Genomic DNA, 23612 nt, shown 5'->3' on the forward strand with positions numbered 1-23612 from the left:
CCGCAAAAGGTGTCGGAACGAAAAAGCTCGTTCACCTGTTCGTCACATAGACCCATTTCGAATTAAGAAACATTTTCACACATTTTAACGTAAATAAGGACGTTAGTGCTAAAAACTTAGTAATTGGTTGAAAATAAGGCTAAGTCGTCGTAAAAGGAGGTAATGTATTCATTCGTGAGCAATGCAAGCGTTTTTCTGCCGAGATTAAGCCTAATGAAGACTAATTCAACTTTTGACAAAGAAGTTGTTTCTGTGGAGAATCAATTAAGATCCGAGAGTGTTTGCAGAGAAACACTCATACAAAGAGAAAATATATAATAAAAAGCTTACGGCAGTCACGGGTGGATGCTGAAAAAAGCAAAAAAAATGGGGTCTAAAGGGGTAATGCCGCATGTTCAATACGATTATGTTTGTAGTTCAAATTCTTTTTGCAGTGCTAGGCGTGTATCAGCTGTTTTTAACGTTTTTCGGATGGCGACGTAAAAAAGAAGATCTTTCCCATGCACCGAAAAAAACATTCGCATTGCTGATCGCCGCTCATAACGAAGAGCAGGTTGTTGGCGCACTGATTGAAAACCTGCAAAAAATGAAATATCCACGGGAGCTTTATGATATTTTTGTAATTTGCGATAATTGCACCGATGGCACAGTCGATGTTGTAAATAGCTACGATGGAGTATACGCATGTGTTCGTGAAAACCCAAACCAACGCGGTAAGGGGTATGCAGTTGAATGGATGCTTAAAGAGTTGTGGAATATGCCAAAGAGCTACGATGGCGTTGCGATCTTTGATGCAGATAATCTTGTAGCTACTGATTTCTTGCAGTATATGAATAATGATTTGAGCAATGGATTCAGAGTTATTCAAGGCTACTTGGATACCAAAAATCCAAATGACTCTTGGGTTAGTTCTGCTAATGCGATCAACTACTGGTTCTGCAACCGGCTTTGGCAGCTTCCGCGGACAAATCTTGGCCTTGCAAATTTCCTAGGTGGAACAGGGATGTGCTTTGATGCCAAACTGCTTCAGGAAATGGGCTGGGGAGCAACAAGCTTGGTTGAGGATTTAGAATTTACAATCCGCTGCATTAAACGCGGGATTTATCCGAAGTTCAACTTTGAGGCAAAGGTGTTCGACGAGAAGCCCATTACGTTCCAAGCATCAGCTCGCCAAAGGCTTCGCTGGATGCAAGGCCACTTTGATGTTACTCGTAAATATATGCTGCCTCTGCTCTGGCAGGGGATCAAGGATCGCAGCATGACGAAGATTGATGCTGCCCTTTATGTGTTCAATGCTTATAATTATTTGGCTGGATTTTTTATTGCAGCGATTATTTGGGGAGACATCCTGCTGTCAGGCGGAGACAACGTCACCTCCGTGTACAACCTGCTTCCGATTTGGTTAAGCATTCCGTATATGGCATATATCTTTGTGCAAATACCTTTATCCATGTATATGGCTAAAGTTTCGTGGAAGCTGTATTTGCGTATACCGACCTTTTTATTGTTCACCTTGTCATGGTGGCCGATAACCGTGCATGCATTTTTCACGCAAAACAATAAAAAGTGGAGCCATACCCAGCATACACGTGTCATTAGGCTTGAAGAAGTTCAAAGCAAGCAAGTGTAATAGGTTGTTGACAAGGCTTTGTAGGCCATGGTATAGTAACACGGTAACATTTACAACTAACTTAATACGCACAAGTAGAAGCACCCGCTTCTCACCTTTCGGCTCAGGCTGGCTGGTTCGCGATAATCGATTAGTCATTCCATTATTTCAACTGAAATAATGTTCTGACATACATGTACGGTTATGAGATGCGGGTTCGAGCGAACCCGCATTTTTTTATTGCGTGGAGACATGAACAAACCATTTTTGGAGGTGGCACGTTATTAGCAGAGAACATCAAATCAATGATGAAATCCGGGCCAGAGAAGTGCGTTTAGTCGGCGCTGAAGGCGAGCAAATCGGTATTAAATCCATTCGCGATGCTATGCAGCTTGCTGTCGAGCTTAATTTGGACCTGGTGAACGTCGCTCCGACGGCTAAACCGCCGGTATGCCGCATCATGGACTACGGGAAATTCCGTTATGAGCAGCAGAAGAAAGAAAAAGAAGCACGCAAAAACCAAAAGATCGTTGATCTTAAAGAAGTTTGGTTCCGTGCTAACATTGATGAAAATGACTACCAAACGAAATATCGTAACGTAGTTAAGTTTCTAGGTGAAGGCGATAAAGTGAAAGCATCCGTAAGATTCCGCGGTCGTGAGATTGCTCATGCATCTCTAGGCCAAAAGATTTTGGATCGTCTTTCAAAAGAGGTTGCCGAATTATGCAGCGTTGAGCGCGCTCCTAAGCTGGAAGGCCGGAGCATGATTATGATTTTGGCACCCAAAACCAACAGCTAACTACTGATGAAGAACTTTAAGGAGGATAACTGATATGCCTAAGATGAAAACTCACAGCAGTCTGAAAGACCGCTTTAAAATTACTGGAACTGGTAAAGTAAAACGTTACAAAGCTTACCGTAACCACTTGCTTTCACACAAATCCGGTCGTCAAAAACGCGTACTTGCTGGCCAACCGCTTATGGCTGCTGGCGATGTTCGTCGTTTGAAACAAGGCCTTTCTAACTTGTAATAATAAGCTACACCAAATAAGCTAATTCAACCTACAGGAGGTTTCCACTCATGGCAAGAGTTAAAGGCGGATTTGTCCGCACTCGTCGTCGCAAAAGAATTCTAAAGCTAGCTAAAGGTTATTTCGGTTCGAAACATCGTCTGTTTAAAACAGCGAAGGAGCAAGTTGGTAAGTCCCTAATGTACGCTTACCGTGACCGTCGCAACAAAAAACGTGACATCCGCAGACTGTGGATCGTTCGTATTAACGCGGCAGCTCGTATTAACGGACTTTCGTACAACAAATTTATGCACGGCTTGAAACTTGCGGGCGTAGAAGTAAACCGCAAAATCCTTGCTGACCTTGCAGTTAACGATATGACTTCGTTTAATTCGCTTGCAGGCATTGCAAAAGAAAAAATCAACGCTTAGTCGTTGACAACATATAAGGGCTGTCCAAGTCATCTATACGATGATTTTTGGACAGCCTTTTTGCGTAATCGAGGATCATGCCGTGATAGTAAGAAATTGCCCTTTGAACCGACATATGCACATTTATAGGATCAGTGGACAAATATACAGACGGTTGCCGTTCGCCGCGAATATGCTGTAGGACAACGGGAAAGGAGGGATTTCGCATGCATAACGTTTCCAAGCAACAAATACGGAAACTGGTCGGCAAATCCATTTATGCTGTACGTCCAGACGGCTCTGTCGTCACTGGCAAGCTCGTTCGGATACACCAAAATAAACTAATTATCGTTCCACTTGACAAAGACAAAGGTAAGTTCGTGCAAACGAAAGCAATCTTGCCTCTCGTATTGTTTGACCTTCTTGCAATCGGCACGCTTCCTTTATGGGGCGGTGGTTTTGGCGGTGGCTTTGGTGGTGGCTACGGTGGCGGCAATTGCTGCAACAACAATTTTAACCAATACGGCAATGGCAACTACGGTGGTTATGGTAATGGTGGTTATGGTGGTAATGGTGGCAATGGTGGTTATGGTGGCAATGGCGGATATGGAAACCAAGGTTATAACGGTTTTTAATGGCAGTTAAGTAATCATAGCGGGGGGAGCGGTTTAAGTAATTCGTAGCAGCGCAGTTCAGGATAGTAGTGGACGGTATAGTAACCAAGCTTGCTATAGAGTTGATGTGCTTTACCATTAACTTGATCGACAAACAGCCTGGCAACCTTGCAATTCTGCGTCTTGCCGTAAGCCTCGCTATGAGCCATTAATTTTCTTCCCCACTGTCTATTTCGGTGATCAGGATGCGTGACCATCATATCTAAATAAAGCACCTCACCGATCACTTCAAAATGAATGAAGGATACAGGAGGGCTTTTTTTAGATAAGGATGCAACAAAAGTAACGCCGCGCCTAAAACGCTTAGGGAGTTCTCGAATCGTTTGCGCATCATGTTGATGCACCGTATGGGATAAGGGGATAAGCTCTTTACGAATGAGGCGAACGACTTCGGCTTCATCCAATCTGGGCTCATAAATTCGAATCATACTCATCATTCCATTTCTACTGCGCCGAATTGATCTTTGACGCAGCATGAATTTGCCGCATTAGGGCTAAACTAGTATATGTAACGCAGTGAAGGATTGCGCCTAATACATTTTATAACAAGAGTTATTTATGGTTCTTGACGAACGGAGATTCACGGCATATAATAAGGAAAGTCTTATCTACCACGTACTGGTATTCGTACCATGTGGTAAATACAAAATCAGCATTGATGAGGACGAAGTGCTTAGGGCCCTTTTGAACAGAGAGCGGATGGATCAGCTGCAACCATCGCCAAAATCCCTTTTCTACGAGCTCACCTCGGAGCTGTTTCCTTGAAAAGCAACAACTTACGAAGTTGCCTATTAGGGGGAATCGCAGGGCAAGCGTTACAGTGCCATTGGTAGAACGTATATGTATGACGTTCTTACTTGTAGAGGTTATATATCGGGAGATGTATAACGAATTTGGGTGGTACCACGGAAGATATACCTTTCGTCCCTCGTTGCTTCGTATTGAAGCATGAGGAACGAAAGGTTTTTTTGTTTTTTCTGAGAGGAGGATGACTGATGATAACGCAAGGTGCAACACTGAAGTCAAAAGAGGAAATGAAGGAAAGACTCTCGAAGCCCGAGGTTATATCTGGTTCGGAAATTTTGCTAAGAAGTCTATTGCTTGAGGGTGTAGATTGTGTGTTCGGCTATCCAGGTGGAGCAGTGTTGTACATTTATGACGCGATGCACGGAAACCCCGATTTCAATCATTTACTTACACGGCACGAGCAAGGCGCGATTCACGCAGCAGACGGTTATGCCCGCGCAAGCGGCAAAGTAGGCGTTTGTATCGCTACATCAGGTCCTGGTGCTACAAACCTCGTTACGGGAATTGCAACTGCATATATGGATTCCGTACCACTAGTTGTTATTACTGGTAATGTCATCTCCAGTCTGATTGGCAGCGATGCTTTCCAAGAGGCAGATATTACAGGAATTACAATGCCAATCACCAAACACAGCTACTTGGTTCGCGATGTTGAGGATTTGCCTCGTATTATCCACGAAGCGTTCCATATCGCCAACACGGGGCGCAAAGGTCCAGTATTGATCGATATTCCGAAGGACATCTCAGCGGCTAAGACATTGTTCAAGCCGGTAACAGAAGTGAGCATCCGTGGTTACAACCCGACGGTGACGCCTAACAAAAATCAAGTGGATAAGCTGATTAAGGCGATTGAACAAGCGGAGCGCCCGCTAATTCTAGCAGGCGGCGGTGTTGTTTACTCAGGCGGACATGAAGAGCTGTTCGAATTCGTTACAAAAACTCAAATTCCAATTACAACAACATTGCTTGGTTTGGGAGCTTTTCCAAGCGGCAATGATTTATTCCTAGGCATGCCAGGCATGCATGGCACATATACGGCTAATAAATCGATTCAAAGTGCAGATTTGCTAATTAATATTGGCGCTCGCTTCGATGACCGCGTGACCGGCAAGCTTGCGGGCTTTGCTCCACTTGCGAAAATCGTACACATCGATATCGATCCTGCGGAAATCGGTAAAAATGTACCAACAGATATCCCGATCGTTGGTGATGTTAAGACTGTTCTTGAGATTGTTAATAAGCTAGCGAAACGTGCAGATAAAGCTGACGATTGGCGTGCGAAGCTCAAAGCTTCTTGTGAGCAATATCCGTTCAGCTATAAGGATTCTGACGTTGAACTGAAGCCGCAGTGGGTTATAGAGCTAATCCATGAGACAACGGATGGCGATGCCATTGTAACAACTGACGTTGGCCAACATCAAATGTGGGCTGCGCAGTATTACAAGTTTAACAAGCCTCGTTCATGGGTTACTTCCGGTGGACTAGGTACGATGGGCTTCGGATTCCCTTCTGCTATCGGCGCTCAAATGGCGAATCCGGATCGCGTAGTCGTTTCCATTAATGGTGACGGCGGAATGCAAATGTGCGCGCAAGAGCTTGCGATTTGCGCAATTAACAACATTCCGGTTAAGGTAGTAATCATCAATAATCAGGTGCTCGGTATGGTAAGGCAGTGGCAGGAGCTTATCTATGATAACCGCTACAGTCATATTGATCTCTCAGGCAGCCCCGACTTTGTTAAGCTGTCAGAGGCTTACGGCGTTAAAGGCTTCCGCGCAACGAACAAAGAAGAAGCACGCGCCGCATGGGAAGAAGCATTACGCCATCCAGGTCCAGCAGTCGTTGAGTTCGTCGTTCGCAAAGATGAGAACGTGTACCCAATGGTAGCGCAAGGAAGCACCATCGACGAAATGATCATGGGGGATGCGGAATGAAAAAACACACGATCGCAGTAATCGTAAATGATCAGCCCGGCGTTCTACAACGCGTATCAGGTTTGTTCGGACGCCGCGGCTTCAATATTGAAAGCATTACAGTTGGTTCGAGCGAAGAAGCAGGCTTGTCGCGTATGGTCATCGTCACCTCTGGTGATGATCATACGCTCGAGCAAGTAACGAAACAGCTGTATAAGCTGATTGACGTTATCAAGGTTATTGATCTTAGCTCAAATCCGATGGTTGCACGCGAGCTTGCACTTATTAAAGTCAATGCAGAGCCAGCATCTCGTCCAGAAATTTTAGGTGTAGTTGAAACTTTCCGCGCAGCGGTTGTGGACATTGGCACTCATTCTCTTATGGTACAAGTAGTCGGAGACACAGAAAAAATTGATGCCATGGTTGAATTGCTTAAACCATATGGCATTCGTGAATTGTCGCGTACGGGAGTAACGGCATTGAACAGAGGCAATTCCAAGTAGTAAGAGCTCAACATTCAACATCCCGCTTTGAGCGGGAGTTTAAGGGGAGAACCGCTGCTTAAGGGTCATTCTCTGCTTAAACACCCGCTCAAAAGGGTTAAACTAAAGGAGGCAATTATTAATATGGCAGTTACAATGTACTATGAAAAAGACGCTGATCAAGGCGTACTACAAGGTAAAACAATCGCAGTTATCGGTTACGGCAGCCAAGGTCACGCTCAAGCACAAAATCTTCGCGATAGCGGCTTGAAAGTAGTTATTGGTCTTCGTCCTGGTAAATCCGCAGACGTTGCTAAAAAAGATGGTTTCGAAGTACTTACAGTTGCTGAAGCAACTAAAGTGGCTGACGTTGTACAAATTTTGCTTCCTGACGAAACACAAGCAAAAGTATACACAGAAGAAATCGCTCCTAACTTGAAAAAAGGCGCGGCACTTATGTTCTCCCACGGCTTCAACATTCACTATGGCCAAATCGTTCCTAACGCAGATACAGACGTATTCCTAGTTGCTCCAAAATCTCCTGGTCACATGGTTCGCCGTACGTACCAAGAGGGATTTGGCGTTCCTGGACTAATCGCAATCGAGCAAGATGCTACTGGCAATGCTAAAGCTATCGGCCTTGCATATGCTAAAGGTATTGGCTGTACTCGTGCAGGCGTTATCGAAACTTCTTTCAAAGAAGAAACAGAAACAGATTTGTTCGGTGAGCAAGCTGTTCTTTGCGGCGGTGCTTCCGCACTAGTTAAAGCAGGTTTTGAAACGCTTGTTGAAGCTGGCTACGCTCCAGAAATGGCTTACTTCGAGTGCTTGCACGAACTTAAATTGATCGTTGACATGATGTATGAAGGCGGAATTTCGTCGATGCGCGATTCCATCTCCAACACTGCAGAATACGGCGACTATGTAACGGGTCCTCGTATCGTAACAGAAGAAACGAAGAAAGAAATGAAACGCGTATTGGAAGATATCCAATCCGGTCGTTTCGCTCGTGACTTCATCTTGGAAAACCAATCGAACCGTGCTATGCTTACAGCTACACGCCGTAATGAAGCAGCTCACCCAATCGAGCAAACAGGCGCACAGCTTCGTGAATTGATGCACTGGATCAAGAAGTAATATAAGATAGAATGAAGGAAAATATCCCGGTTCGCCGGATCGTTTGACGATGAGCACGTAGTATCGCCATGTGGTCCAAGCGCGCACCGGGATCATTTTGTTCACGGAGGTGCATTGCACAAATGCGGAAAATATATGTTTTCGATACAACGCTTCGTGACGGAGAGCAATCTCCAGGTGTAAACCTGAACACGAAGGAAAAGGTAGAGATTGCCCTTCAGCTTGAAAGGCTGGGAGTGGACCGCATGGAAGCTGGCTTCCCTGCTGCGTCTCCAGGAGACCTTGCTGCAGTTAATGCGGTAGCGAGAGCAGTTAAAAATGCTACAGTTATCGGTCTGTCACGCTCGCGTGAGCAGGATATCGATGCTGTTCGTGAAGCGCTTATCGGCGCACAGGATCCGTGTATTCACGTTTTTCTAGCTACGAGCCCAATTCACCGCAAACATAAGCTGCGGATGGAGAAGGAGCAGGTGCTTGAAACAGCGGAACGTGCCATTCGGTATGCAAAGCAATATTTTGACAAAGTTGAATTCTCAGCAGAGGATGCAGGACGTACAGAGCTGGACTTTCTGTGTCAGGTCGTTGAAATGGCGATCAAGGCAGGAGCAACGGTCGTAAATATTCCGGATACTGTCGGTTATATGAACCCGCAGGAATTTGGTAATATCTTCAAAGTATTGAAAGAAAATGTACCGAATATCGAGAAAATTCAGCTGAGCGCGCATTGTCACAATGATCTCGGCATGGCGACAGCAAACTCGCTGGCAGCGATCTTGAACGGTGCGGATCAAGTTGAGGGAACGATTAACGGTATCGGTGAGCGCGCAGGCAATACAGCGATCGAAGAGATCGCAATGGCGCTTGCAACACGTCCGGATTACTTCGGTGCCCAAACGACGCTGAACCTGAAGGAAATCGCCAAGACGAGCCGCCTTGTCAGCAAGCTGACCGGTATGGTTGTTCCAGGCAACAAAGCTATTGTTGGTGCCAATGCGTTCGCGCATGAATCTGGTATTCATCAGGATGGTATGTTGAAAGAAAAAACAACGTATGAAATTATTTCACCGGATACGATCGGTCTGAAGGAATCCAAGCTGGTGCTTGGCAAGCATTCAGGACGCCATGCGTTCCGTGAGAAGCTGATTGACCTAGGTTATGAGCTTGAGGAAGTAGCCGTTAATGCTGCTTTTGCTAAATTTAAAGATTTGGCAGATCGCAAGAAAACGGTTAGCGATGAGGATATTCTTGCTTTGCTTGAAGAGAAGCTTATTGATACACCTGAAGTATTTAGCTTAGAGATGATCCAAGTAAGTTATGGCAATCATTCTACGCCAAGCGCATCCGTTCGGATTCGTAAAGCTGAGGGCGAGGTCATTGATGAAGCGGCAATCGGCAACGGTTCCGTGGATGCTATCTATAACGCTATCGACAAGGTAACTCAGGAAGCTGTGGAGCTTGAAGATTATTCGATCAAATCGGTATCGCAAGGAAAGGATGCACAAGGCGAGGTTCACGTTGTTCTGAAGCAGGATGAAGTTTCTGCTCAAGGGCGCGGACTAAGCACGGACATCCTTGAGGCGAGCGCGCGCGCTTATATCGATGCGCTTAACCGCTTGATCGAGAAACGCAAGTCGCCGGGTCGTCGTGATAAGATGAGTCTAATTTAATTAAGTATTACGAAAAGCAGTTCGCCACGATTTAACCAAATGGCGGGCTGTTTTTTTGTTATTTTATAGATATAGTTTTAAAAAAGGGATAATCATGCATCTTATAGTTACAGCCTATAGAGTAAATAGATTTTATATCTTGGTAATCAACTCGTTTTTATGGTACAAATGATAATAGAATGAGAATGAATGTGTAGACTTGCATTTTTCAACAGGTTTCGCCAAGCAAAAACGCCTTTGGCGTCCTTTGGACGCTGAAGTAGCTTTGACGGTGAAATATAAGCCCTTTATAAGCTAACAAACTTATAAATTCTTATATTTTTGAAAACGTTGAATGGACAAGTTTAACTGAAAACGAGGAGTGTTACATTATTATGTCAGAAGTTAAAAAAATTGCAGTTATTGCCGGCGACGGTATCGGCCCTGAGGTTGTTGGCGAAGCTCTTAAAGTACTCAAAAAAACCGAAGAGCTTTACGGCTACAAATTCGAAACGGAGCACGGCTTGTTCGGTGGTATTGCAATCGACGAGAAAGGCACACCGTTGCCGCAAGAAACACTTGAGCTTTGCAAAGGCGCAGATGCGGTATTGCTTGGCGCAGTAGGCGGTCCGAAATGGGACAACAACTCCAAGGAACTTCGTCCAGAAACAGGCTTGCTCGGCATTCGTAAAGCACTCGGCCTTTTCTCGAACATTCGTCCAGCAACAGTGTTCGATTGCTTGAAAGAAGCTTCGACACTGAAGCCAGAAGTTCTTGAAGGCACAGACCTTATCGTTGTTCGTGAATTGACTGGCGGTATTTACTTTGGCGAGAAATTCCGTCGCGAAGGCGCTGGCGGCGAAGAAGCGGTTGATACTTGCGTATACAACGTGCAAGAAATCGAGCGCATCGTTCGTCAAGCATTCGATATCGCTATGACTCGCGGCAAACGTCTTGCTTCGGTTGATAAAGCTAACGTTCTAGAGACATCCCGTCTATGGCGTGAAGTTGTAAACCGGATCGCTCCTGAATACCCAGAGGTAGAGCTAGAGCACGTGCTTGTTGATAACTGTGCGATGCAACTGCTTCGCCGTCCTTCGAGCTTTGACGTAATCGTAACGGAAAATATGTTCGGCGACATTCTTAGTGATGAAGCTGCAATGTTGACTGGCTCGATCGGAATGCTCTCATCTGCATCGCTAGGCGAAGGAAGCTTTGGTTTGTATGAACCCGTACATGGTTCAGCTCCTGACATCGCGGGTCAAGGCATCTCTAACCCAATTGCAACAATCTTGTCTGTAGCGCTTATGTTCCGTCTTACATTTGGTTATCACGAGGCTGCTGCAGCAATTGAAGCTGCGGTAAAAGAAGTTCTTGATGCAGGCCACCGTACAGGTGATATTGCTGTTGATAAGAGCAAAGCAATTGGAACGACAGAAATGGGCGATTTGATCGTAGCAGCTCTTAGAAAATAGTTTTTAGATTATAATGATTATAAATAAATATTCATTATAATATTGACTTCGTTATAAACTAGTGATAGTATTTACTAGGTGAGTGACACAGATAAAGTCACATAAACAATAAAATTTATGGATAGGTCAAGGAGGTTTTCTATTATGGCAGAACGTTTGGTAGGCCGCCAGGCCCCTGATTTTACAATGGAAACAGCAACAGGTGACGGTAAAGATTTCGGTACAGCATCACTTGCAGACTATAAAGGAAAATGGTTGGTATTGTTCTTCTACCCACTAGATTTCACATTTGTTTGTCCAACTGAAATTACTGCACTTAGCATGGCTGCAGCTGAGTTCAAAAACTTGAATACTGAAATTCTTGGTGTCAGCATTGATAGCAAACATAGTCACCGTGCTTGGATCAACACGCCGGTTAACGATAACGGTCTAGGCCAACTAGAATTCCCTCTTGCTGCTGATATTACGAAAAGCGTAGCTCGTGACTACGGTGTATTGATTGAAGAAGAAGGTATCGCTCTTCGCGGCCTATTCATCATCAATCCAGAAGGCGAAGTACAATATCAAGTTGTTAACCACAACAACGTTGGCCGCAGCGTAGATGAAACTCTTCGCGTATTGCAAGCTTTGCAATCCGGTGGTCTTTGCCCAATCAACTGGAAACCAGGTCAACAAACTTTGGTATCGAAATAATAAATTTCGTATCGTAGTTTTCCAAAACCCGTGCCATCTAATGGTGCGGGTTTTGTTTTTTGTTTACATAGCGAGGCGGATAATATGAGGAGAAAGCAGGAATTTCGTCCATGCAGAGCGAATATGGTATACTTAGCGACAGATAATAAGAAATGATAGGTTTGTTTACGCAAACCATAGATGATGCTTACGAAGATAGGTTTGCATTCGCAAACCTCAGTTGATGCTTACGAAGTAAGGTTTGCATTCGCAAACCTCAGTTGATGCTTACGAAGTAAGGTTTGCATTCGCAAACCTCAGTTGATGCTTACGAAGTAAGGTTTGCATTCGCAAACCTCAGTTGATGCTTACGAAGTAAGGTTTGCATTCGCAAACCTCAGTTGATGCTTACGAAGTAAGGTTTGCATTCGCAAACCTCAGTTGATGCTTACGAAGTAAGGTTTGCATTCGCAAACCTCTAAGGAGGAGTCGTCAATGAGTTTTTGCTGTGGAGCTAGTATGATTGGAACAAAAGGTACACTAAAGCATATTCGGACGCATATTCATAATGTGCCCATTATGTTTTGTCCTGTCTGTCACCGTGTAGATATTCATTATTTAATTGAGAATGAATATGAGATACTAGCCGAATATGCGCATGGCGACGGTGCTGCTGAAGTTGATTTTCAGGAGTACGTAGAACAAGAAGGCAAGGCGCTGCTTGAGAATTGCGTTAACCATGAGAATGAGGATCCAATGGATGTTGTCTATAGTCAAATCGATATGGCGCTTGATTTGCTAAGCTTTGCTAAGCAGATTGAGGATACGGAATGGCAGCTTGTACTTAAGAAGCGTCTAGGGATGCTTAACAACAGAAGGAATAAGCTCCGTCAACGCCGTACTTCCGTTTAGTTTTTTAGACATGAATGGTGAGCCTCCTTCACGGGGGCTTTTCTTTTTTAAAATAAATGAAGATTTTCTCAGAATGTACCCCCCGAAACCGGGCTGACAGAAACGAATCATACTAATAGTGAGGTGGAGCGGTTGTTACTTGTTTTGTTCAAACGCTTTCTGCGGAAGTCCGTTTCTCCCAAAGCAGCAGAGGATGAGCAGAAGCTCACTCCAGAACAATGGGTTGCTCAAATTCATCAAGGTGAAGAGCTGCTGCGAGAGCAGTTCATAGCAGACTATAAACCTTATATAATGAAAGTAACAAGTCGATTTTGTAAACGGTATATAGATCCGAGTCGAGATGATGAATTCAGCATAGCGCTGCTCGCTTTTAACGAAGCCATCAATCAGTTTTCCAGCACTGCTGGAAAATCATTTCTCGGATTTGCTGAAACCGTCATTCGTCGTCGGCTTATTGACTATGTCCGAAAAGAGCAAAGGCATTCTCAGGTCATACCTTACAGTATGTTCGATTCAGAGGATGAGGAGCAGCCTCAATACAATTCAGTCGAGACAAGACAAGCAATGACTGCATTTGATATGAAGCGGACAGAGGACGAGAGAAGGATTGAGATCACTGAGCTTAACAATGAGCTTTTGCGATTTGGCATATCGTTTGCAGAATTGGTAGAGAATTCGCCAAAGCATACGGATTCAAGAAAGCTATTGATTGGTATTGCGCAAACGCTCGTAAATGAAACAGACTTGTTAGATTCTTTGAGGCAAACGAATAAGTTAGCTGTAAAAGAGCTGACGGAAATGTGCGGAGTTTCCCGCAAAACGGTGGAAAGAAATCGTAAATATATCATTGCTATCGCACTCATCATTTCTGGAACATATCCATACATGCATGATTATTTACATATATCCGATGAACGCATCGTAGAGAATAAGGAGGCAAGCAAATGAAACGTGGAGTCGTTATGAGCATTCATAAGCAGTACGCAGTTGTGATGACGGCAGACGGTCAATTTTTGCAAACCCCTATTCAGGGACCTACACAAATCGGAGAAGAAGTAACATTCGAAGATGAGTATAAGAAGCCTGTCAACCAGAAGTCGGTTTATTGGTATGGGGGCGCTGCTGCCCTAATTCTGATTTTCTTAGTCCCTCTTCTATTTTTTATACAGCGAGATTCACATTCCGTAGTTGCCTATGTAAGCATGGATATTAATCCAAGCGTGGAGCTAGGCGTAGATGAAAATGAAAAAGTACGTGAGCTTCGCGCATTAAACGAAGATGGGGAAGTCATTATTAAAGGGCTCAAGTATGCGGGTGTTCACGTGGAAGAGGTAGCTGCTACTATTTTGGAGAGGGCTAAAGGCTCACATTATCTGGATACTCCGAACAAAGATATCTTTATTACGAGTGTTCTAATAGACGACAATTTCGCGAGTAAACTCGATTTTGAGAATATTTTGACGGGAAAAGTCGACGAGAAACTTAAATTGTTGCTCGGCCAGCTTGAGGCAGAGGCAGCAACTGCTACGATAACAACGCTGTCATTGCCGAATGAGGTGCGTGAGGAAGCGGCTCTTAATGGTATTTCCTCAGGCAAGATGGCCGTATATTTGATGGCAAAAGATGAAGGCTACAATATCGAATTAGAGCAATTGAAGCAGCAATCCATCGATAAGGCAACGGCGTCTGTTGGTGGAGTGAAGACCATTGTAGACAAGGCGGAAGATAAGAGTAAGGAAAAGCTGAAGAAGCTGGTAGCAAAGGAAAAAGAGGAGAAGGCTAAGCAGAAAAAGAAAGAGACAAAAACGAATGCGGGTAAGCCGTCTTCGACTCCTAAAGCGAATAAGCCTGTTAAAGCGGAGAAACCAAACAAACCCGTCGTTAGCGGTGTAAATAAGGATAACAGGGCAAATAAGCCCAATAAAAACGGGACATGGGGCAACAAGCCGGTAACCACTCCGGGAAAACCAAATAAGCCAACACAGCCGAACGGCCGTAAAAACGATAGCAACAACGACGACAAAAATAATGATAAAGACAATGACAAGAATCAAAATTATGATCGAAATAATAACGATGATGATGATGACCGTGATCGTAACGATAATAGAAATCGAAATCGTAATGATAATAATAGAAATTATGATCGTTACAGCAACCGCAACGATTATGAAAATAATTATCGCAACAAGCAAGAAAACCAAAGCTGGAAAAATCGATATGATGATAAAAATAATAAGGATTGGAAGCAGAATAAGGATAAAGGGGATAAAGGTCAAAACAGCAATAATAATGACTAGAATTCCGTTGTATGTATGAATAATTTGGCGTATTGAAATGTAGTAGGCGAAAGTCCTAGGTGATTAAGGGGACGACTTTTTGCCTACTCGGAGTACATAATTCGACAGGATTTCCGATTGACAGCGATTGTAAACTCGACCTATGATTAGTAGTAACTGTAACCGTTATTTATAGACGTTGTCGGGGAGGAGTAGATGATGTCGGCCATTCGAAAGCGCTATTTCCCGGCGCTTGCCGAGTATATTCGTAGTGGTAAGGAAGTATCATTATTCCATGCTAACGAGCTTGGCAAGGAGCTTTATGGAATAAATCCAGAAGAAATTATTGCCGTACATGAGGAATGCATACAGTCTTTGGCCGCGAATGTTGACTCGGAGGAGGCTGTGCGATTATATAATCGTTCCTTTGTTTTCTTAATGGAGATCATGGTAGCTTGCCGGTTTCGTTTGCAGCCAGAACGATCAACCGAACAGAAATTTACTGAAATGCGAGAAATGCTTTTCAGATCCAATCGCTCTTTTGAACGGGTCAAAAATAAGTACGAAAACGTACTGCAGCATATGGATAGCGGTATCGCTTTGTTTGATAGCGATGGGATTTTATCGTTTATTAATGTGCAAATGGCCAAGCTGCTCGACATCCCTCGCAAGACATTGATTGGTTGTACGATAAAGGAAATTTTAAGACATCGTCGGCTTACTAGCAGCACGAAGCGAACCGTTCTCAGGCTCTACAAAGAAATGTTTCTCATGCATAGCAGGTACTATGAGTTCCAACACAAAGACGGTAAACATCTATTGGTAACGGTTACATACGGTGATCAGTTAGACGGTGATTTTTTAATTAGCGTCAAGGATGTATCTGAATATAAGCAAATCGAGCAGACGGCACTGCAAAATGACAAGCTTGCGATGCTTGGGAAAATTGCAGCTGCTATAGCGCATGAAATTCGCAATCCGTTAACGAGCATTCGCGGCTTTATTCAGCTATTGCGGCCATATTTGCTGGAAGTGGGCAAAGAGGAGTACGCAAGAATTATATTAACGGAAATTGATCGGGCCAATGATATTATTTATGAATTTCTAAATTCGTCCAAGCCATCAGCACCAATGAAACAATTGGTGTCTATCGATCATTTAATAAAAGAAGTTGTGCTTCTAACGGAAAGCGAAGCATTGATGCGGAATTGTGAGATCAAAGCAGAGTGTTATTGCTCAGAGCATCTCGTTTCGATTGATGTTAAACAAGTGAAGCAGGTCATTTTGAATATCATTAAAAATTCGCTCGATGCGATTGAAGAGGTCCAAAGCGAGCGAAGAGGCCTGATTGATATTGTTACGCGCGGTAATGGACAATTTGCCGAAATTATTATCAAAGATAATGGAAAAGGCATGGACAAAGCGACAATGAGCAGATTGTTTGATCCCTTTTTTACGACGAAACAAACGGGTACAGGGCTAGGGTTATCGGTAAGCTACCGAATTGTCCGCAATCATAACGGCACGATTCGTGTCGATAGTCAATTAGAAGTGGGAACTGAATTTACCCTTACTCTACCTTTAGCTTAATGAATATACAGAAGGATTGGCACAGCAGAAATGAATCAAATGCTCTCCCCCTATCGCGGGCGGGGAGTATTTTTCTTTTTCACTTAAGGCATAGCTGATTGACAAGTCCAAAATTATAAACATGGAAAAGAGCGGAGAGCTTAGGTATAATGAGTTTGAAAAAAGCCATTGAAACGATTCAAAAGGAATGGATACAGTGAGGTAAATCCATTTGGAAAGCGAGGAAATAATAATGAATATTCAATTTACATACGGGGTTCGAGGCACTGAACAAGCAATGGTGGATGCAGTCGTTCGTTTTGTCAGCAAAAAAGAACTGGTTCAAGGAGGAGCGGCTGACCCGATTGTTCAGCCTCAAATCGATGAAGCGCTTCGAGGTAGTTATGCTAAAGGATTGTTTAAAGCGGATTCTGAGCAAATAGAAATAATGCCGACACTCGGATTGTATCCCGCGTCGCATATTGTTTTTGTTGGGCTTGAACAAGAATGCGGATCAACGAGCCTTCGGCTTGCTGCCGCGGCTGCTGCCAAAGCGTTGAAAAAATTGCATGCGGTGAATGTTCAAGTATTGCTGTCTGATGCATTGCTTCAAGGACCAACTGCAAATATTGGAGCGGAGTCTTCTGCTCAAGCGCTGACTGAGGGCTTGTTGCTCGCGCTTCATGATCGTCAGCCGCTAAAACGGGAGAAGAATGAGCGATTTACGCTGAAAGAGGTTGCGTTCGTACCACAGGGGGCAGTTGCATCAGCAGAGGAAGCCGCATTATGGATGCAAGGGATAACAAAAGGTCAGTTGTACGTTGAAGGGGTAATTTTAGCTCGAGATCTTACTAATTTACCCGGAAATGATCTAACACCTGAACGTTTAGCGCATCATGCTGAGGAGCTAGCGCGAGAGCTTGATTTGGAAATAGAAGTTATTGACGAGTGGAGTGCAGCTGAGCAGCGGATGGGCGGCTTGTTAGGTGTCGGTCAAGGCAGCATAAATCCGCCGCGTATGATTGTTATTCATTATAAAGGCAATCCGAATTCTGAAGAGGCCTGGGGACTTATCGGAAAAGGAATTACGTTTGATACAGGCGGTATTTCCTTGAAGAGAGCGGAAGGCATGCAGGAAATGATCTCGGATATGGGTGGTGCGGCAGCAGTACTTGGAGCCATTCGTATCATTGGAGAGCTGAAACCTGCAATCAACGTCATCGCAGTCATTCCAACAGCTGAGAATATGCCTTCTGACCGTGCCATTAAGCCAGGAGACGTGCTGCGAATGATGAGCGGTCATACCGTTGAGGTTGTGAACACGGATGCTGAAGGCAGATTAGTGCTTGCAGACGGACTTACGACTGCAATCACTAGAGGAGCAACGAAGCTGGTTGATGTGGCAACGTTGACAGGAGCTGTCTCTGTAGCATTGGGTACGCAAGCAACAGGCGCAGTTACTAATAATGACGCACTCTACAAGCAGGTGCAGCTCGCTTCAGAGAGAGCTGGCGAGCGAATATGGCAGCTTCCTTCTTATCCGGAGTATAAGAAGCAGATTAAGAGTGATGCAGCAGATTTGAAAAATAGCGGCGGAAGATATGCCGGTACGATTACTGGCGGATTGTTCATCGGTCATTTTGCAGAAGGATTGCCTTGGGTTCATCTGGACATCGCAGGAACTGCATGGCTGGATTCGAGCAGAGGATGGGAGCCAAAAGGAGCTACCGGTGTAATGGTGAGAACTTTAGTTGAATTGATTGTACATCAAGAATAAGTGATGTGGAGAGTGTATTTGGAGGTTCGCTGCTTTAAGCGCACCTCCTTTATTTGCTTAGCAAAGCTTGATGATGTGCTGTCGCTTCGCTGGTAGCTGACTGTTTTATTCATTTTTTGATCTTTGTGGAGGGTGGAGGGCTGGCTAATGACCTATGACGAGGTAATGAGGGAGTTAGAACGATTAGGTAGTGAACAAACAAAAATGACCTTTATACGTCATGGAGCGATGGAACCGCTCTTCGGTGTGAAAATCGGTGATTTGAAGAAACTTGTTAAGTTTGTGAAAAAAGACCAAGAACTAGCGCTTAAGCTGTTCGAATCTGGAAATAGCGATGCCATGTATTTGGCCGGACTAACAGTTAATCCAAAAACAATTGCCAAAGCGACACTTCAGCAATGGATCAAACAAGCTTATTGGTATGCTACAGCAGAATTTACAATAGCAGGTGTCGCAGCAGAAAGCCCTTTTGCCCATGAGTTAGCGATAGAATGGATGGATTCACCGGAAGAGATAGTGTCCATCTGCGGCTGGAACACTTATGCGAATTACATATCTATTACACCTGACGAGCAGCTGGGCCTAGATGAAATACGTTCATTGCTAAAAAGAATAGAGGAAACTATTCATAATGAGCAAAACCGAGTCCGTTATACGATGAACAGCTTCGTTATTACTGTAGGTATTTATGTAGCAGAACTGAGTGAGGTAGCAGAGGCTGTTGCTTCATCCATCGGGAAGGTGCATGTGGATCTCGGAAATACAGCATGCAAGGTCCCTTTAGCTATTAATTATATCCAAAAAGCCGTTTCCATGGGCAAAGTAGGCGTTAAGAAAAAAACATGTATATGCTAAATATTATTTTCAAAAAAAGTATAATGAAGTCCGAAAGTTTAAAAAGCTATTTTTGGTCTGACTCCATGAGTTAAACTAGAGATAGCTTTTTTTATTATAAGTAGCAAAGAAGATTTTTCTTTGAGTGTCAGAACGAAAATACATAGCGGAATAGGGGTATACTTATATGCATGCTATAAATAGAAGAAAAAATGATTTATTAGCTTATCGGCCATCAGCAACGATGGACGTTGAAGAGTTAAATCAATACTGGCAAGATGTATTAAACAGCTATGCAGAGCGGCCGCTTGATGTCAGCAGACAAACGGTTGAAACTCCTATCACAACTGTGAGAACAGAGCGTCTAACTTATAAAGGCGGAGATGATACGCCAATTCACGGGTTATACATTTTGCCTCAGCAAGGATTGACTGGCGAGAAGCTCCCTTGTGTCGTCATTTTTCAGGGATATACTTGTGATAAAGGACTTCCGGAGCGTTATGCCGCATGGCTGCTGCTGGGCTATGCTGTTTTTGCAGTTGATGCTAGAGGACAGGGCGGCGAAACGGGTAACTTGCTAACGTCTGAAGAAGGCGATGTCAAAGGCTGGGTTTCGCAAGGGATAACAAATGTTGATCGCAGTTATTACCGAGCGATTACAATGGATGCGGTTAGAGCGGTAGATGTAGCTGCCCTTCAGGATGAGGTGGATGAAACACGGATTGCGGTTGTTGGCGCTAGTCAAGGAGGCGGATTGTCTTTGCTTGCTTCTGCGCTCAATTCCAAAGTAAGCGCGGTCGTCGCTGATATTCCGAATATGTGCCATATGGATTTTGGCCTTATGAATTCGACAAGCTCGCTTACGGAAATTGCGCAGTACATCAAAAGGTATCCTGAGCGGCTTAACTCTGTGTTGTCTACGCTTGCTCATTTTGATTTGTTGAATTTGGCTGAACGTATTAAGGCGCCTGTGTTAATGTCGGTTGGCTGGAAAGACACGGTATGTTTGCCCGAGACCATCTACGCCGTTTATAACCGGATACGCTCGCTTAAACAGCTAAATGATTATCCGTTTTCAGGGCATGAGGTGAGCGAATACCAGACACGAGAATCCATTTTGTTTTTGCAGGAAGCGCTGAAGAATAACGAAATGCCGCCTATTGATACAATCGAGTGAATAAGTGCTGGATTAATGCTCAATTTGTTGTCCAAATGCGGCAATCAATGCTTGAAATGGATGATATCGATGCTAATAAGGTTATGGATGGGGAGCGTACTATATACTAAAATATATATGAGCTATTAATCTGTGTCCTTGACACATCTTCATTTTTCTTACTTTTCCCTTTAAATGTTAAGGGAATAGGGTTTGCTTGATTATTATTGAAAACGATTTAGGCAAGTGCAAGTTGGCGAGCATGTATGGCGAGCATCGCCTTAGAAAATAATAGGATGGCAATGAATAGAGAGGGTGGAATTTTCTGCAATGAGCAACCATGATGAGCGAAATTATTCGCCTTGGCAAAGCTACTATGGCCCCAACCTTGGGTATGTGCAGGAGCAATACGAGCGTTTCTTAACTGATCCTGACTCCGTGGAGTCAACTGTTCGTGAGCTGTTTGTACGTTTCGGGGAACCTCCGGCTACACTACAAGGAGATGCTCCGAGCTTTATCGCTAAGCCAAGCGAGCAAAAGGCTGCATCACATGCAGCAGCACCTGGTCCGATTGATTCAAATATGTTGAAAAAGGTTGTCGCTGCGCATCAGCTAATGCTGAACATTCGCAGATACGGCCATTTAGCTGCAGATATTGATCCGCTCGGCTTCAGCCCTGCTGCTGATACAAAGCTGCTTGAGCCAGAAACTTTCGGACTTACGCAAGCGGATTTGACTTCTATCCCGGCATCGCTTATTTGGGATAATGCGCCAGCATCGATCTCAAATGGCTGGGAAGCAATAAACCGCTTGAGAGAAATTTATACCCGTTCAGCGGCATATGAATTTACACATATTCATGATGAGAGTGAACGCAATTGGCTTAACAAACAGGCGGAATCGGGAAGCTTCCCAGCGCCGCTATCTGCAAGAGAACGTTCGGCGCTGCTTGAGCGTCTAATGGAAGTCGAGTACTTCGAGAACTTCCTGCACCGGACATTCGTTGGACAAAAGCGTTTCTCCATCGAGGGCGTTGATATGCTCGTGCCAGTACTTGATGAAATCGTCCGTTCCGTTGCACATGATGGAGCAAACCATATTCTGATGGGTATGGCGCATCGCGGTCGACTAAACGTACTGACGCATGTACTCGGCAAGCCTTACGAGAAAATTTTCTCCGAGTTCCACCATGCACCAAACAAAGAGCTTATTCCGTCTGAAGGTTCTATGGGTCTTAATTACGGCTGGACTGGCGACGTGAAATATCATTTAGGCGCAGACAGAGCTGTGAAGGAAGGCGAAACGATTCGTGCGAATCTTACCCTCGCCAACAACCCGAGCCACTTGGAGTTTGTTAATCCAGTAGTCGAAGGCTTTACACGCGCTGCACAAGAGGATCGCAGCAAGCCGGGGATGCCTACACAAGATCCCGCGAAAGCTGTTACGATTGCCGTTCACGGCGATGCGGCTTTCATTGGCGAAGGAATTGTTGCCGAAACGCTCAATTTCAATAAACTGCAAGGCTATCACAACGGCGGTACGCTGCATATTATTGCGAACAATCGTCTTGGTTTTACAACGAATAGCATTGATTCACGCTCGACGCATTACGCAAGTGACCTTGCAAAAGGTTTTGATATTCCAATCGTACACGTAAATGCGGATGAGCCGGAAGCTTGTCTAGCAGCTGTTCGCCTTGCTTGCGAATACCGTCTCCGCTACAATAAAGGATTTGTTATCGACTTGATTGGTTATCGTCGTTTCGGTCATAATGAAATGGACGATCCAGAAGTAACACAACCGCTCATGTATACAAAGGTTCGTAATCATCCGACCGTAAGCGTGCTTTATAGCGAGCAGTTGAAAGGTGAGAAAGCGATCACGGCAGAGCAAATAGAAGCATTGCGTCAACGTACAAACGGCAAGCTGCAAGCTGCTTATGATGCAATGAAAGCGAAGGAAGGCGAGCCGAAGCTTCGCGGAGAGCAAAGTAAATCAGCGCTTCCTGCTGCTGAGGAAGCACGCACAGCTGTGCCTCTTGAGACGCTTCGTGAAATTAACCTTGAGCTGCTTAACCGTCCGGAAGGTTTTACAGAATATACGAAGCTTCAACGTATTTTGCAGCGTAGAGCTGCTGCTTTGAATGACGGGGAGAAGGTTGACTGGGCACATGCCGAGACGCTTGCATTCGCAACGATTCTCGCTGACGGTACACCAATCCGTCTAAGTGGTCAGGATTCAGAGCGTGGAACGTTCGCACATCGACACATTATGCTCAATGATAATGTGACGGCAGCCAAGTTCTCGCCACTGCACATTTTGCCGCAAGCGAAAGCTTCCTTTGCCGTTCATAACAGCCCATTGTCGGAAACGGCAGTACTAGGCTTTGAATATGGCTACAACGTATTTGCGCCTGAAACCTTCGTCATTTGGGAAGCGCAATATGGTGACTTTGCTAACGTTGCCCAAGTTATTTTTGACCAGTTCATCTCAGCTGGCCGTGCGAAATGGTCGCAAAAATCAGGAATCACGATTTTGCTGCCGCATGGCTACGAAGGTCAAGGGCCGGAGCATTCCAGCGCTAGACTTGAGCGTTTCCTTCAGCTGTCAGCTGATAACAACTGGACAGTTGCGAACCTTTCAACGTCCGCTCAATATTTCCACTTGCTGCGCAAGCAAGCAGCGTCGCTTGGTACGGAGCAGGTTCGCCCGCTCGTTCTAATGGCGCCTAAGAGCTTGATCCGTAATCCTCGTGTCGCGTCTCATGGTGTTGCGTTCAGCGAAGGCTCATTCAAGCCGGTGCTTCCGCAATTCAAGCTGACAGAGCCGAAGGAACAGAAGGATAAAGTAAAACGTTTGCTTCTTTGCACAGGTAAAGTAGCCATTGATATTGAAGAGGCGCTTGCTTCGACAAATGCTGAAGATTATGAATGGCTGCGCGTTGCAAGAGTAGAACAGCTGTACCCGTTCCCTCATGCAGAAATCGAACGCATAGTGAAGCAATTCGATAAGCTGGAAGAAATCGTATGGGTACAAGAAGAACCGCAAAATATGGGTTCATGGAGCTTCATGGAGCCTCGTCTTCGTGCATTGTCACCTAAGAAGGCAGCGGTTCGCTACATTGGCAGACCTGATCGCTCAAGTACTGCAAGCGGGCACCAAGAAGTACATGCTGCAGAACAAAAATGGATTATTTCGACAGCTTTGAACGGCAAACCAGTTGAAACAAGTTTGATAAGGGGGTAGTGAC

19 protein-coding genes, 1 pseudogene and 1 other annotated feature are annotated in these 23612 nt (G+C 44.6%); of the genes and pseudogenes, 19 read left to right on the forward strand and 1 reads right to left on the reverse strand.

Features of this window, described 5'->3' with window-relative positions:
- The first annotated feature begins 391 nt into the window (after positions 1-391).
- The 5 genes and pseudogenes from AC787_RS28535 to AC787_RS35470 all read left to right on the forward strand — a co-directional run.
- Entirely contained in the window at positions 392-1630 is a 1239-nt protein-coding gene (locus AC787_RS28535) for a glycosyltransferase family 2 protein (RefSeq protein ID WP_054028356.1), read from the forward strand.
- A 66-nt stretch (positions 1631-1696) separates the two neighbouring features.
- Positions 1697-1854 (forward strand) — a sequence feature (ribosomal protein L20 leader region).
- A gap of 56 nt (positions 1855-1910) precedes the next feature.
- Positions 1911-2408 carry a translation initiation factor IF-3 gene (gene infC / locus AC787_RS28540; RefSeq protein ID WP_054028357.1) on the forward strand — a complete coding sequence of 166 codons (498 nt, stop codon included), beginning with the start codon at positions 1911-1913 and terminating at the stop codon, positions 2406-2408.
- 34 nt (positions 2409-2442) lie between these two features.
- Complete coding sequence (rpmI, locus tag AC787_RS28545; protein ID WP_053374531.1) at positions 2443-2640, forward strand: 50S ribosomal protein L35; 198 nt, start codon at positions 2443-2445, stop codon at positions 2638-2640.
- 50 nt (positions 2641-2690) lie between these two features.
- Positions 2691-3050, forward strand: coding sequence for a 50S ribosomal protein L20 (gene rplT, locus AC787_RS28550; RefSeq protein WP_054028358.1), 360 nt, complete (start codon positions 2691-2693; stop codon positions 3048-3050).
- A 407-nt stretch (positions 3051-3457) separates the two neighbouring features.
- A pseudogene (locus AC787_RS35470) lies at positions 3458-3610 on the forward strand (hypothetical protein); the annotation flags it as partial.
- 68 nt (positions 3611-3678) lie between these two features.
- Here the strand turns inward: AC787_RS35470 and AC787_RS28560 are convergent.
- Positions 3679-4179, reverse strand: coding sequence for a GNAT family N-acetyltransferase (locus AC787_RS28560; protein ID WP_082361233.1), 501 nt, complete (start codon positions 4177-4179; stop codon positions 3679-3681).
- Between the two features lie 519 nt (positions 4180-4698).
- On the opposite strand from AC787_RS28560, the gene ilvB reads away from it, so the two are divergent.
- The 14 genes from ilvB (at position 4699) to AC787_RS28635 (ending at position 23608) form a co-directional block, all read left to right on the forward strand.
- A complete protein-coding gene (gene ilvB / locus AC787_RS28570; protein ID WP_054028362.1) occupies positions 4699-6444 on the forward strand; it encodes a biosynthetic-type acetolactate synthase large subunit in 1746 nt (581 codons plus the stop codon).
- Positions 6441-6926, forward strand: a complete 486-nt coding sequence (ilvN, locus tag AC787_RS28575) for an acetolactate synthase small subunit (RefSeq protein ID WP_054028363.1) — start codon at positions 6441-6443, stop codon at positions 6924-6926. The genes ilvB and ilvN overlap by 4 nt, the downstream gene beginning before the upstream one ends.
- A gap of 123 nt (positions 6927-7049) precedes the next feature.
- Complete coding sequence (gene ilvC / locus AC787_RS28580; protein ID WP_054028364.1) at positions 7050-8042, forward strand: ketol-acid reductoisomerase; 993 nt, start codon at positions 7050-7052, stop codon at positions 8040-8042.
- Between the two features lie 122 nt (positions 8043-8164).
- Positions 8165-9709, forward strand: a complete 1545-nt coding sequence (locus AC787_RS28585; RefSeq protein WP_054028365.1) for a 2-isopropylmalate synthase — start codon at positions 8165-8167, stop codon at positions 9707-9709.
- Between the two features lie 374 nt (positions 9710-10083).
- A complete protein-coding gene (leuB, locus tag AC787_RS28590) occupies positions 10084-11163 on the forward strand; it encodes a 3-isopropylmalate dehydrogenase (RefSeq protein WP_054028366.1) in 1080 nt (359 codons plus the stop codon).
- A gap of 144 nt (positions 11164-11307) precedes the next feature.
- Complete coding sequence (locus tag AC787_RS28595; protein WP_054028367.1) at positions 11308-11856, forward strand: peroxiredoxin; 549 nt, start codon at positions 11308-11310, stop codon at positions 11854-11856.
- Positions 11857-12330: 474 nt separating this feature from the next.
- The gene (locus AC787_RS28600; RefSeq protein ID WP_054028368.1) at positions 12331-12747 is read left to right on the forward strand and encodes a hypothetical protein; all 417 of its coding nucleotides are present in this window, start codon (positions 12331-12333) and stop codon (positions 12745-12747) included.
- A 132-nt stretch (positions 12748-12879) separates the two neighbouring features.
- Positions 12880-13695, forward strand: a complete 816-nt coding sequence (gene sigI / locus AC787_RS28605; protein WP_054028369.1) for an RNA polymerase sigma factor SigI — start codon at positions 12880-12882, stop codon at positions 13693-13695.
- Complete coding sequence (locus AC787_RS28610; protein WP_054028370.1) at positions 13692-15047, forward strand: anti-sigma factor domain-containing protein; 1356 nt, start codon at positions 13692-13694, stop codon at positions 15045-15047. Before sigI ends, AC787_RS28610 begins: the two co-directional genes overlap by 4 nt.
- Positions 15048-15245: 198 nt before the next feature.
- Complete coding sequence (locus AC787_RS28615) at positions 15246-16616, forward strand: ATP-binding protein (protein WP_054028371.1); 1371 nt, start codon at positions 15246-15248, stop codon at positions 16614-16616.
- 232 nt (positions 16617-16848) lie between these two features.
- Positions 16849-18372 carry a leucyl aminopeptidase gene (locus AC787_RS28620; protein ID WP_054028637.1) on the forward strand — a complete coding sequence of 508 codons (1524 nt, stop codon included), beginning with the start codon at positions 16849-16851 and terminating at the stop codon, positions 18370-18372.
- 147 nt (positions 18373-18519) lie between these two features.
- Positions 18520-19227 carry a DNA alkylation repair protein gene (locus AC787_RS28625; RefSeq protein ID WP_054028372.1) on the forward strand — a complete coding sequence of 236 codons (708 nt, stop codon included), beginning with the start codon at positions 18520-18522 and terminating at the stop codon, positions 19225-19227.
- 166 nt (positions 19228-19393) lie between these two features.
- The gene (locus AC787_RS28630; RefSeq protein WP_054028373.1) at positions 19394-20383 is read left to right on the forward strand and encodes an acetylxylan esterase; all 990 of its coding nucleotides are present in this window, start codon (positions 19394-19396) and stop codon (positions 20381-20383) included.
- 309 nt (positions 20384-20692) lie between these two features.
- A complete protein-coding gene (locus tag AC787_RS28635; protein ID WP_054028374.1) occupies positions 20693-23608 on the forward strand; it encodes a 2-oxoglutarate dehydrogenase E1 component in 2916 nt (971 codons plus the stop codon).
- The last annotated feature ends 4 nt before the right edge of the window (positions 23609-23612 follow it).

It is taken from the genome of Bacillus sp. FJAT-28004 (assembly GCF_001280845.1).
GTDB lineage: Bacteria > Bacillota > Bacilli > Paenibacillales > Paenibacillaceae > Pristimantibacillus.